The sequence below is a fragment of the Nonomuraea sp. NPDC004354 genome (assembly GCF_053602555.1).
Genome location: NZ_JBSGDV010000001.1, coordinates 361,614 through 373,953 on the forward strand (window position 1 = coordinate 361,614; position 12,340 = coordinate 373,953).

The following is a 12,340-nucleotide window of genomic DNA, read 5'->3' on the forward strand; positions in this document are numbered from 1 at the left end:
AACCAGGTTCTAATGTGGTTCCATGACGGTACCTGGCATTGACTGGCCGCGTCTGGCCGCGTGGATGGGCGAGCACGTGCCGGCGGCGGGCGCGCCCGTCTCGGTGTCGCTGATCTCCGGCGGCAGGTCCAACCTGACCTATCTGGTCGAGGCGACCGAACAGCGGGTGGTGCTGCGCCGCCCTCCGCTCGGCCACGTCCTGCCGACCGCGCACGACATGCGCCGCGAGTGGCGGGTCATCTCCGCCCTGGACGGCACGCCGGTACCGGTCCCCCCGCCGCTCGCCTTCTGCCCCGACGAGGACGTGATCGGGGCGCCGTTCTACCTCATGGGCCACGTCGACGGCGCGGCCGTCCGCGACAGGGACGAGCTGGGCGCCCCGGGGGTGGAGGAGACCAGGCGGCTGTCGCAGCGGCTGGCCGAGGTGCTGGCCGAGATCCACGCGGTCGACTACACGGCCGTGGGCCTCGGCGACTTCGGCCGCCCCGACGGCTACCTGGCCAGGCAGCTCGATCGCTGGTGCCAGCAGTGGGCCCGTTCCGCGGACCGCGAGGACCCCGTCTACGACCGCCTCGTGGCCCGCCTGCGCGAGCGCATGCCCGCCACCTCGGCCGCCACGCTCGTGCACGGCGACTACCGCCTCGACAACACGCTGGTACGGCTCGCCCCACCGGAGATCCGCGCGGTCGTCGACTGGGAGATGTCGACGCTCGGCGACCCGCTGGCCGACCTGGGTCTCACACTCACATACTGGCACGACCACGGGGACGACGAGCGCGCCTCGATCCCGGTGGCGGGCGACGTCACGCTCGCCCCCGGCTTCCTCGGCGCCGCCGAGTTCGCCGCCCACTACGCCAAGGTGTCCGGCAGGGACCTCGCCGACCTGGACTTCTACGTGGCGTTCGGCAACTTCAAGCTCGCGGTCATCGTGCAGGGTATCCACGCCAGGTTCCGGCAGGGTAAGACCGTGGGGGAGGGGTTCGACCGCATCGGCGACGCCGTGCCCCTCCTGCTCGCCCGCGCCCACCGCACGCTCGACCACCGCACGCTCGACCACGGCATCTCGTGATCCGGCCCGGGCAGGGCGCACCAGCGACAGCGAAGGAGATCCGATGAGCAGCGTTGTCCTCATCACCGGAGCCGCCAGCGGCATCGGCGCCGCGGTGGCGCGCAGGATGGCGGCGGGAGGGGCGCGATGCCTCCTCGTCGACCTCGACGAGGCGGGCGTCGAACGCGTCGCCAAGGAGGTCGGCGGGGCGTGGCTGGCCGGCGACGTCAGCGACCCCGAGACCTCGCGGCGCGCGGTGGACCTGGCCGTCGAGAGGTACGGCAGGCTCGACCTCGTCCACCTCAACGCGGGCATCGCCGGCGGCGTCGACCTGGCCGCCTTCGACCTGGAGCGCTACCGCCGCGCCATGGGCGTCAACGTCGACGGTGTCGTCTTCGGCGTCAACGCCGCCGTGCCCGTGCTGGCGGGCTCGGGCGGCGGCGCGATCGTCGTCACCGCCTCGCTGGCCGGCCTGGTCGGCTACGACGGCGACCCCGTCTACACGATGACCAAGCACGCCGTCGTCGGCCTGGTCAGGGCGCTGGCCGAACGGCTGGCCAGGACGGGGATCAGGATCAGCGCGGTGTGTCCCGGCTTCACCGACACCCCGCTCGTCGCCGGGCAGCGCGACATGTTCGTCGGCGCGGGCTTCCCGCTGCTCACGGCGGAGGACGTCGCGGGCGCCGTGGAAGCGGCCTTCTACACCAATGACCCCGGTACCCTGCTGATCGTCCAGCCAGGCAGGCCGCCGGTGCCCTACCGATATGCTGGCGTGCCGGGGCCCGCCGGAGGGCAGCGGCCGCCGACTCCCAGCTAATCGGTAGAGCAACATTCAAGCGTTCTGTAACCGAGCCGGTTACCTTTGGTGGAAAGCCGGGCACATCGACCCGGCTCCGTCATGTTGGAACGCTTCAGGAGGACCCCGGTGATACCGACGAACGGCCGTCACGCGCAACGGCGCTCCCCGTGGCCGATCGCCCTGGCCGCCGGAGTCGTCGCGGTGATCCTCGTCGCCGGCATCATGATCTACGCGGGAACCAGGACCAGGGGCGCCTCGGGCGAACCGGCCACCATCCCGCCGTCGCAGGCGGCGCCCACCCTGGCGGCGCCGCCCGTCACGGAGGGCTGGCCGCGCTGGGGCGTCACCCACACCCAGTACAGCGCCGACCAGGACACCGACGAGGGCAAGAACGGCGCGGCCAACGTGCTCGGCCGCGAGCCGATGCTGCAGAACCAGCACGTCATGGGCTGGGGAGCGGGCAACCCGGAACCGAGCCCCGGCCGGTACGACTTCCGTGACCTCGACCGGCGGATGAAGCTGATCTCCGAGACGCGGGGCATCCCGATCATCACGCTGTGCTGCGCCCCCGACTGGATGAGGGGCGGCACGCCGGGCCGTACCGACTGGACGAAGAACGCCACCACCGCCCCCCGGCGCGAGCACTTCGACGACTACGCCAAGCTGGCCGCGACCGTCGCCAAGCGCTACCCGACCGTCAAGCACTTCATGGTCTGGAACGAGTTCAAGGGCTTCTGGAACCAGACCACCAACACCTGGGACGCCGAGTCCTACACCGACCTCTACAACAAGGTCTACGACGCGCTGAAGCAGGTCAACCCCGAGATCAAGGTCGGCGGGCCGTACGTGCCGATCGACCATCACGCGCCGACGGCGGGCGAATCGCCCGTCACCGGCCCGTGGGGCACCGTCGACCGGCGGGTGCTCGGCGCCATCGAGTACTGGATCAAGAACAAGAAGGGCGCCGACTTCGTCGTCATCGACGGCGCCACCATGACCAGGGACCAGCCGCCCACCCCCGACGAGTTCAGCGCGACGGCCAAGTTCACCGCGATCACCGCGTGGTTGCGGCAGCAGGCCCCCGACCTGCCCGTCTGGTGGGCCGAGTACTACATGGAGCCGGAGAACACCGGCTGGACCGAGGAGCGGACCGCCGCGGTGCAGGCCACCGCGATGATGGAGTTCGCCAAGAGCGGCGTGACCACCGCGCTCTACTGGAACCCGCACAAGAAGGACGCCGGCGCGTGCCACGCCTGCCTGTGGGTGCCCGGCACCGGCGAGGAGATGCCGATGGCGGGCCTGCTGAGCGGGTTCGTCAAGTGGTTCCCCGCGGACGTGCGGCTCGAGCAGGTGACCTCGAGCGACCCGAAGGTGCGCGTGCTCGCCCAGCCGCAGCAGATGGTGATGGTCAACACCACCGATGCGCAGCTGACGGCGACGGTGGACGGGCAGCAGTTCACCTTCGGGCCCTACGAGATCAAGTGGAGCCAGCGCGGCAGCACCGGCTAGACGGCCTTGAGGAACCCGCCGTCGACGACGAACTCCGCGCCCGTCGTGCTGGCCGAGCGGGGTGAGGCCAGCAGGGCGATCACGTCGGCGACCTCCTGCGGCTCGACGAGCCGGCCCGTCGCCAGGTTCATCATCTGCGGCGCCACCGTGTCCATCACGCTGTCACGGTCGGCGCCCGTGACTCCGGCGAGGATGTCGGCGGCGCCGCCCTCCTCCGTCCACCACGCGGTCCTGACCGGGCCGGGGGCCACGGTGTTGACCCTGATGCCCTGCGGCGCGTACTCCTCCGACAGCGCCTTCGACACGTTCAGCAGGCCCGCCTTGGCCGCCTGGTAGTCGACGTTCATCGCGCCGGGCTGCCGCACCGCGCCGGTGGTGACGTTCACGATCGCGCCGCCGCCGCGCTCCAGCAGGTGCGGGATCGCCGCCCGTACGGCCCGCACGACCGCGAACAGGTTGAACTCGAACATCTCCCGCCAGTCGGCGTCCGTCGGCGCCAGGAAGCTGAAACGGGGGAGCTTCACGCCGGGCGGCGGGCCGCCGGCGTTGTTCACCAGGATGTCGAGCCCGCCGTAGACCTCGACGGCACGCTGCACCGCGGCGGCGGGCCCGTCGGGGTCCATCAGGTCGATGGCGGCGTGCGTCAGGTTGGGTCCGGCCAGCGCGTCGAGCTCGGGGTTGCTCTTGCGGGAGACGGCCACGACCTTCGCCCCCTCCTGCAGGAGGGTGGCGACGGTGGCGAGGCCGATGCCCTTGGAGGCCCCGGTGACGACGGCCACGCGGCCGGAGAGCTGCAGATCCATGAGTGAACCTTTCAGTGAATGTCGATACATCCCCTGAAACACCGGCCCCCTCAGGTCGGTTGCACTTTTTTCGCGGGAATCTTCCAGTAGGTGAGCGCGCGCAGGAGCCACTCCACGGGGCCGTAGCGATGGCGGTGCAGCCACCAGTGGCTGGCGGCCGCCTGGAAGGCGAAGACGGCGAGCGCGACGAGCATCTCGGCGGGCGGGCTGACCCGGTCGACGAGCGCCAGGCCGTACCCGGTGAAGATCAGCGAGCAGATGGCCGACTGCCCGAGGTAGTTGGTCAGCGCCATCCGGCCGGGAGCGGCCAGCAGCCGGCCCAGGCGCGGCAGGTGCGGCAGCAGGCGCAGCAGCGTGGCCGCGTAGGCGGCGGCCAGCAGGGGCGCGGTGACGAGGTCGACCGCCTGGCCGAGCAGGCGCAGCACCCCGCTCGAGCCGCCCCAGGTCGAGTAGGCGTGGATGGCCTGGCCGGCGATCCCCACCGTGAAGCCGTAGCGCTGGAGCGTGCGCAGCGTCGCCGGGTTCGGCGCGCGCAACGCGCCCTGCTTGCCGAGGGCGAGCCCGACCAGGCACGCGGCCAGGACGGCGGGCCCCTGGAACAGCACGCGCAGTACGGCGATCATCGACAGCTCGTGCAGGTGCTCGGCGATGATCATTCCGGGTCCTCCGCGCAGCAGCATGTCGGTCCTGAGCGCCTCGGCCACTCCGCCCGAACCCGTGCCCGGCACGTGGAAGCCGAGGCCGGCCGCCACGGCGGCGAGGACGAAGGCGACGGCGAGCAACGACGTCAGCGTGACGGCCGCGATCAGCGCGGTCCGCGCCGGGAGCGTCCGTAACGCCAGCAGCGCGAGCCCGACCACGGCGTAGGTGGCCAGGATGTCACCGGGGAACAGCAGCACGCCGTGCGCGAGGCCTAACAGGAACAGCCCGGCCAGCCGGCGCAGGAACATCGGCGAGAACGCCGCGCCGCGCCTGGCGGCCGAGTCGAGTTGCAGGGTGAGGCTGTAGCCGAACAGGAAGGAGAACAGCAGGTAGAACTTGTTCTCCAGGAACATGGTGACGAACCAGCGCACCCCCCAGTCGAGGGGGCCGTCGAACCCTGGTTCCGGCAGGCCCGCCATCCGGTAGCCGGAGCCGAGGAAGGCGATGTTGACGGCAAGGATGCCGAGCAGCGCGAAGCCACGCAGCGCGTCGACGGCGGCGATCCGGTCTCCGGACGCGCGAGATGATGTCCACATCAAGGGGACATCATCTCGCAACCTAAGGGTTTGCTGTGACTTTTCAGAATTTAGTGGAACATATTTAGACCGATGTAGAGGAATCGCTCCACGATCACGGCGAGCGCGATCACGAACGCCGGCACCGCCACCCACAGCAGCCTGCGGCGGGCTCGCGGCGCCTTGTCCCTGCCGTGCAGGCGGATCACCTCGTAGGAGAACAGGGCCAGCCAGGTGACGGCCAGGGCCAGCACGCCGACGACGCTCCAAGGAGAGCCAGGATCGCCGGGACGGCCGCTGGCGTAACGGGGCGACGGGATCTCGGTGCCCTTGACGAACTTCTTCCACGTGTAGAGCGCGGCGCTCTCGTTGGAGTAAACCTTCTTGATCTCCTTGGAGCCGTCGAGCGCGGCCACGAACCGCTGGTACCAGTCGTCCGGGTAGCCCTCGTTCAGCTGCAGGTAGGCGGCCTGCCCCCGGGTGACGGCCAGGAAGGTGTTGCGCTCGCTGCTCTTGAGCTTGTCGACCACGCCCTTGATGTCGGTCGGGTCCTTGTGGACCAGCGCCTGCTGGGTGAAGTCGACCTTCTCGAAGTCCTTCTCGCCCCACGGCAGGATCGGCGTGACCTCGGGGCCGAGCTTGGGCGTCAGGTAGAGCACCCTGGCGCTCGGCTGGTCGTGCTCGTAGACGTAGCGCATCGCGGCGACCTCGCCCGCGGTCACCCGCTCGAACTTCTCGTTGCCGTAGCGGGCGATGAGGAAGGCCATCGACAGGGCGACCGCCACGCACGCGGCCAGCACGATCGAGACGATCCTGGTGGTCCGCGGGTGGAACCTGACGTTGCGCTTGCGGAAGGGCACCGTCTCGTCGGAGGCGTCCTCGCCGTCGGCGGGCAGGTTGGGGAAGAAGGCGTAGGCGGCCAGCAGGCAGGCGCCGGGCAGCATGAACATGTAGACCCGCAGGCCCATCTCGCCGCCGTAGCTCTGCAGGCCCATGGCCAGCACCGGCACGCACAGCAGGACGAGCGCCGCCCTGTCGAACACGCCCCGGCGCAGCCGCCTGAACAGACCCGCCGCCGCCAGCAGCAGCACGACCGCGCAGATGCCGAGACGCGTCTTGAGGACCAAGGCGTGGATGGGGTCGCTACCCGCGATCCGGTCACCGGTGCCGCGCTGCAGGTTCTCCAGCAGCCGGCCGATGCCGCCGAAGATGGCGTCCATGTTGCCCTGCCAGAACCCGACCGTCTGGTAGCTGATCCACGCCAGCACCACCAGGCCGAAGAAGAACGGCAGCGCCCACGTCAGCGAGGTCCGCTTGACCAGCAGGAAGGCGGTCAGCACGCCCAGCATCATGAACGGGGTGATCTGGTGCGAGGCCGTCGCGGCGAAGAACAGCGCGATCAGCATGAGCAGCATCAGCAGCTTGTCGGCCCTGAAGGTGCCGGTGTAGGCCAGCTCGCCGGGCAGCATCGTGTCGAGCTTGGCCAGCAGCCTGCGGATGCGGCCCTTGGCCGGCAGCGGCCTGGCGCGCGTCTCCACCTTGCCGAACCAGCGCAGCAGGATCGCCACGAAGGCCAGATAGAGGGCGAAGGTGAAGCCCTGGGGCGAGAAGTAGTCCTGGCCGATCCACTGCACGAGGATGAACAGCAGCGCCGCGAACCACCTGGCCCGCGTGGTCGCCACCACCTGGCGCAGGATCAGCACGAAGGGCAGCAGGTAGAGCAGGTTCGACAGCAGCGGCGTCCAGTTGAGGATCGTCGTGAAGTCGGTGATGCCCGCCGCCTTGCCGACGAACGCGAAGAGCGCGAAGAAGCCGGGCCAGGCCATCCGGGCGTCGAGGGAGATGGCCGTCTCGCCGGTCCTGGAGATGAAGTCGACGAAGCCGGCGTGCACGTACGCGGTGGGGAAGCGTGGCGCCTCGGCCACGATCGCCCCCGCTCCGTGCAGGGCGAACGTGATCGCGGCGATCTGGAACAGCAGCAGGAACTTGCGGTCGGTGCTCTGCGTGACCGTCATGAAGAACGAGACGATCATGAGGATGATCGCGAAGAACGCGCTCAACGGCATCGCGGAGATCAGCCCGAGTCCGCTGATGTCGGCGGGGTCGACGCCCCGCAGCGGCCCCGGCGAGACCCGCAGCGCCAGGACGTACATGAGCAGGCCCTCGATGACCAGCACGACCGGCAGCCAGCGGGGCGCGCTCTGCGCCAGCGCCGCCAGCCGCGCGCCCCACCCCGGGGCGGCGGGCTTCCGCTGCGGTACGGCAGGCGTCCTGGGCGCGTCTGGAGCTTCGGGGACTCCGGGGGCTTCAGGGGCTTCAGGGGCTTCGGGGGCTTCTAGGGCTTCGGGGGCTTCGGGGGCGCGGCCGACGTGCGCGAACTCGGCGACGGGGACGCGCTTGGCGACGGTCGTGGCCTCGGTGCCGTCCTCCTGCTCGTCAGCGGCCTCCTCGGGCTGCGCGCCGGTCCGGGGCGCAGGCGAGGGCAGGCGTACGACCTGGGTGACCTCGGTGACGTCGTCGAGCTCCGGCTCCGGCTCGGGCGGCCGGATGACGGGATTGGTCTCGTCGCCGCCGCCCTCGTCCCGCCCGGGCAGGGCGGTCTCCAGGGTGACGTCGTCCTCGTCGTCGTCCTGCGCCGCCTGCGGCAGGGCGCTCTCCCCGGTGGTCTCGTCGTCGGAGGCCTGCGCCGCCTGCGGGAGGGCGCTCTCCTGGGTGGCCTCGTCCTCGGCGATCTCCGGGTCGTCGGCCTCCGGGTCGCCGGGTGGCGGGGCGGCGTCCTCGTCCTGGGCGCCCGGCTCACGGGCACCGGCCTCGGGAGTGGCGGGGTCGTCCAGGGGGATCGTGATCCGGGGGATCACGCCGGTGGCGTCGGGGTCGAAGCCGGGCTCCTCCGACACGTCGCTCTCCTCCACCTCCGCGGCGTCAGAAGCCGCGGACGTGCCGGTCGTGTCCCTTGCCATCGCCTCGCCCGCCGGTTGCCTCACGTTGACCATCATGCGACCTCAGGCGACGCTTGCGTGACGCGTGGTTGCCCGGTATCGCCATGTCTGAGAATTTTACGGAGACTTCTGAAGATCAACAACGCTACCAAAATCTCGCTGAAGAGAAGACCGTATCCCACGGCGTTCACGCCTGCGACCGGGAAGAGCGCCATGATCGAGGCGAGCACGAGCACCGCCAACCCGATCTGCACCACCGCCAGCTTCCGCGCCCGCCCGAGCGCGCGCAACGAGCTCAGGTAGACCTCGATGAGCACCCTCGGCAGGACCGCCAGCGCCATCAGCCGCAGCAGCGTGGTGCCCTCGACGGCGAACTCCGAGCCGAAGATGGTCAGGATGAGCGGGGCGGCGACCAGCGCCACGCCGATGATCGGTCCGATGATCATCAGGGCGCGCTTCAGCGACCTCCTGGCGTTGGCCGCCAGGCTCGAACGGTCGAACGAGCCCTCCACCGTCAGCGAGACCGCCATGTTCATCGCCAGCAGCTCGATCATGCAGCCCAGCGTGTGCGCCATGGAGAAGCGCCCGAAGGCGGCCTCGCCCAGCCTGGCCGCGACCAGCACGGGCACCAGGTAGACGATCGCCAGCATCGACAGCGTGCCGGGGAAGTCGCCGGCCAGGAACCTGCCCATCTCGCGCAGCCGCGGCGGATCGGCGTTCTGCTCGGCCGTCGCGCGGATGTGCCGCGGCACCTGGATGCCGAAGATCAGGAAGTTGATCGGGACGAGCGCGATCGCCGTCGGGATCATCCAGGAGACGAAGATGCCGCCGTCGGGCAGCCGGCTCGCCAGAACCGCCAGCAGGGCCATCTTGACCACGCCGAAGACCAGGTTGTTCACCGGCACCCAGGTGGCCTGGCGCAGCCCGGTGAGCGCCACGTCCTGCAGGGTGAACACCGACCACACCAGCACCGAGCCGAGGAAGAACAGGCTCATGGCGGGAGTGCCGAGCACCGCGTAGATGTCGCCCCACACCGGCAGCGTCAGCAGGAAGCCGACGGCGGCGGCGCCGCCCGTGGCGGCCGCCATGCCGTACCCGCGCAGGATGACGGCGCCGGTGCCGCGGCCCGCGACGGGGATGTACCTGGCCAGCGCGCCCACGAAGCCGAGCGCGGTCAGCGAGGCGAACAGCCGCATCGCGGTGATGAGCGCCTGGCCCCTGCCGAACTCCTCGGGGGTGTAGAAGCGGGTGGCCAGCAGCCAGTAGCCCATGCCGAGGGTGGCGGTGATCGCCGTGTTGGCCATGAGCGCGTAGCCGTTGCGGAACAGCGGGTTGCGCAGGTCCTGCAGGAGCTTGTGCAGGACCGTTCGCTCAGACATTCCCGCGTACCCGCTGCAGCCCGTATCTGGTCCGCCGCACCACGGCGTAGCCCTTGGTGAGCACCCTTTCCCGCAGGTAGATCAACGGCACCGCGGAGCCCTCGACGGCGCGCCTGAACATGCTCATCGACGTCTGCCTGCCCACGGTGAGCCGCGGGATGGCCAGCAGGTCGTGGCGGTCGGCGGCCAGCGCGTTGTTGACCGCGCAGGCCGCCCAGTAGCCCGCCCTGCGCACCTCGCGGCGCACCCTGGCGCTGGAGTAGCCGTAGGGGTAGGCCATCGTGGCGACCGGCGCGCCGATCCTGTCTTCGAGCAGCCCCTTGTTCCTGCGCAGCTCCTGCCGCAGCTCGGCGTCGGGCAGCTGGTCGAGCTGGGGGTGGCTGTGGCTGTGGCCGCCGATCTCGATGCCGGACTGCGCGATCTCGCGCGCCTGGCCCCAGGTGAGCATGTCGTCGAGCGGGCGGCCCGCGGCGTCCTTGCCCGCGTCGGCGACCCAGCCGCTGGTCAGGAAGACCGTGGCGGGGAAGTCGTACTGCTCGAGGATCGGCAGTGCGTTGGCGTGGAAGTCGGCGTAGCCGTCGTCGAAGGTGAGCACGACCGGCTTGTCGGGCAGCGACCGGCCGTTGTTCTTGTGGACGGCGGCGACCAGGTCGGCCACCGTCAGCGGGGTGAAGCCCCGCGTCGACAGGTAGTCGACCTGCTCGGCGAAGTCGGAGGTGCGCACCGCGTGCGGCCTGGTGTCCTGGTTGGGCCGCTCGGTGATCGAGTGGTACATCAGGATCGGCACCCTGATCATGCGCGCACCGCCTTCAGCCGGGCCGAGCCGACCACGTAACCCCAGGTCGTCCAGGCCAGCCCGATCACGATCGCGAAGGCCCTGCCGAGCCCGGACGCGTCACCGCGCACCGCGTCGCCCAGGCCGCGCAGCGCGCCAAGCGGCAGCGCCTTCAGCGCGTGCGCGCGCTCGCTCTTCAGCCCGTCCTGCGTGCCGACGCTCTGCGTGACCAGGGCCTTGGACAGGCCCTCGGCGTAGCAGCGGGAACGGAAGTAGGCGAAGGTGGCCCGCTGGGCCGGCACCTTGTGGCCGATCACCGCGGCGGGCTCGTACAGCATGACGGAACCGGGTCTGCGCTGGGCGAGCCTGATGCAGAACTCGGTCTCCTCGCAGCCCAGCGGGCGGCTCTTGCGGCCCTGCACGCTGCGGCCGATGCCGCTGTGGAAGCCGCCGACCTCGCCGACGGCCTGACGCCTGAACGCGGCGTTGCCGCCCATGACGTTGCGGATGGGCGACCGTACGGCGGGCATGCCCCGGTAGCTGCACCCCACGGTCCAGTCGAACTCGTGGGGGAACCAGCCGGGGCGCCTGCCGGTCTGCCAGAGCGGGTCGGTCCTGCCTCCCACGCCGACCACCGCGGGGTCCTGGAAGCCCTCCTCCAAAGCCTCCAACCACCCCGCGTCGGCCACGGCGTCGTCGTCGAGATAGGCGACGATGTCGCCGGTCGCCACGTCGGCCCCGGTGTTCTTGCCGCCCGACAACCCCTTGTCGTGGGCGTTCTCCACCACGATGGCGCGTGGATAGGCCCGCTTCAGCTTGAGCAGCAGATCCGGGTTGTAGTCGACGACCAGGATCAGCTCATGCGCGGGACGCCGCTGGCGTTCGACGGACTCCACCGCTTCCCTGATGTCCTCCCAGCGGTCCTCGGTGTAGACGCAGATGACGACCGAACTTTTCATGACGGACCTTTACGCGACGCCCCGATCAGCCGCCGGGCGAGTGGCGGGCTCGGGCACGGGCCGCGCGGGACGGCGGCGCCGCTCGCGCAGGATGGTCTTCAGCACCCTGATGCCGTCGCGGACGGCGTGCAGGTTGCTCTCACCGTGGATCCGGCAGCGCTCGTGACTGGGCACCTCGTGCACGCGCAGGCCCGCCTTGGCGGCGCGCACGTTCATCAGCGTCTCCACCTCGAAGCCGTCGCAGTCGAGGTCGAGCACCGGCAGGTGACGGGTCCAGAAGGCGTTGTAGCCGTAGCACAGGTCGGTGTACTTGGTCCGGTAGAAGACGTTGACCAGCGTGGTCAGCACCTTGTTGCCGAAGTAGCGGCTGAAGGTCAGGTCGTCGCTGCCGCCGCCGGAGATGTAGCGCGAGCCCTTGACGAAGTCGGCCCCGGTGACGAGCGCGCCCACGAACGAGATGATCTCGTGGCCGTCGGTGGAGCCGTCGGCGTCGATCATCACGATGATGTCGCTGGTGCACGCGGCGAACCCGGCCGCCAGGGCGTCGCCCTTGCCCTTGCCGGTCTGGGTGACGATCTTGACGTTCGGCCTGAGCCTGCGGGCCACGGCCACGGTGTCGTCGACGGAGTTGCCGTCGACGAGCACGATCTCGTCGATCCACTGCGGGATGGTGGCGAAGACGTGCGGCAGGTTCTCCGCCTCGTTCATCGCGGGCACCACCACGCTGACGGTCGGGGAGATGGCCAGGTGAGGCGTGAGCGGTGTGAACCGCTCGATCGGCGGCATCGATCGCAGGGCCGCGCCCTGGACCTTGTGGCCGTTGGTCTTGATGATGTCGGGACTCATGGTGCGCTAGTTCCTTCCGGGACCTGTCGCTGCCGTACGGACCCGGGGCCATCCGCGATCACACGG

Annotated in this window: 10 protein-coding genes; 3 read left to right on the plus strand and 7 right to left on the minus strand. The window is 70.3% G+C overall.

Translation table 11 applies throughout. The annotated features are described in order from the left end of the window. Positions 1-22 precede the first annotated feature (22 nt). The 3 genes from ACWENQ_RS01680 (at position 23) to ACWENQ_RS01690 (ending at position 3,356) form a co-directional block, all read left to right on the plus strand. The gene (locus ACWENQ_RS01680; RefSeq protein WP_452412593.1) at positions 23-1,069 is read left to right on the plus strand and encodes a phosphotransferase family protein; all 1,047 of its coding nucleotides are present in this window, start codon (positions 23-25) and stop codon (positions 1,067-1,069) included. Positions 1,070-1,112: 43 nt separating this feature from the next. Further along, positions 1,113-1,865, plus strand: coding sequence for an SDR family oxidoreductase (locus ACWENQ_RS01685; RefSeq protein WP_452412594.1), 753 nt, complete (start codon positions 1,113-1,115; stop codon positions 1,863-1,865). Between the two features lie 108 nt (positions 1,866-1,973). Next, positions 1,974-3,356, plus strand: a complete 1,383-nt coding sequence (locus tag ACWENQ_RS01690) for a GH39 family glycosyl hydrolase (protein WP_452412595.1) — start codon at positions 1,974-1,976, stop codon at positions 3,354-3,356. Here ACWENQ_RS01690 and ACWENQ_RS01695 read toward each other — a convergent pair. The 7 genes from ACWENQ_RS01695 to ACWENQ_RS01725 are packed head-to-tail and all read right to left on the minus strand — an operon-like array spanning position 3,353 to position 12,274. After that, entirely contained in the window at positions 3,353-4,159 is an 807-nt protein-coding gene (locus tag ACWENQ_RS01695) for an SDR family NAD(P)-dependent oxidoreductase (protein WP_354913612.1), read from the minus strand. The two genes, ACWENQ_RS01690 and ACWENQ_RS01695, sit on opposite strands and share 4 nt — an antisense overlap. A 50-nt stretch (positions 4,160-4,209) precedes the next feature. Continuing rightward, the gene (locus tag ACWENQ_RS01700) at positions 4,210-5,397 is read right to left on the minus strand and encodes a DUF418 domain-containing protein (RefSeq protein ID WP_452412596.1); all 1,188 of its coding nucleotides are present in this window, start codon (positions 5,395-5,397) and stop codon (positions 4,210-4,212) included. Positions 5,398-5,447: 50 nt separating this feature from the next. Next, complete coding sequence (locus tag ACWENQ_RS01705; protein WP_452412597.1) at positions 5,448-8,360, minus strand: hypothetical protein; 2,913 nt, start codon at positions 8,358-8,360, stop codon at positions 5,448-5,450. Between the two features lie 8 nt (positions 8,361-8,368). Next, on the minus strand, positions 8,369-9,694 hold the full coding sequence (locus ACWENQ_RS01710; RefSeq protein ID WP_452412598.1) for a lipopolysaccharide biosynthesis protein: 1,326 nt from the start codon (positions 9,692-9,694) through the stop codon (positions 8,369-8,371). Continuing rightward, on the minus strand, positions 9,687-10,490 hold the full coding sequence (locus tag ACWENQ_RS01715) for a polysaccharide deacetylase family protein (RefSeq protein WP_449917334.1): 804 nt from the start codon (positions 10,488-10,490) through the stop codon (positions 9,687-9,689). Before ACWENQ_RS01715 ends, ACWENQ_RS01710 begins: the two co-directional genes overlap by 8 nt. Continuing rightward, positions 10,487-11,428, minus strand: coding sequence for a glycosyltransferase family 2 protein (locus ACWENQ_RS01720; RefSeq protein WP_449917332.1), 942 nt, complete (start codon positions 11,426-11,428; stop codon positions 10,487-10,489). The genes ACWENQ_RS01715 and ACWENQ_RS01720 overlap by 4 nt, the downstream gene beginning before the upstream one ends. A 9-nt stretch (positions 11,429-11,437) precedes the next feature. Continuing rightward, a complete protein-coding gene (locus ACWENQ_RS01725) occupies positions 11,438-12,274 on the minus strand; it encodes a glycosyltransferase family 2 protein (RefSeq protein WP_354913602.1) in 837 nt (278 codons plus the stop codon). Positions 12,275-12,340 lie beyond the last annotated feature (66 nt).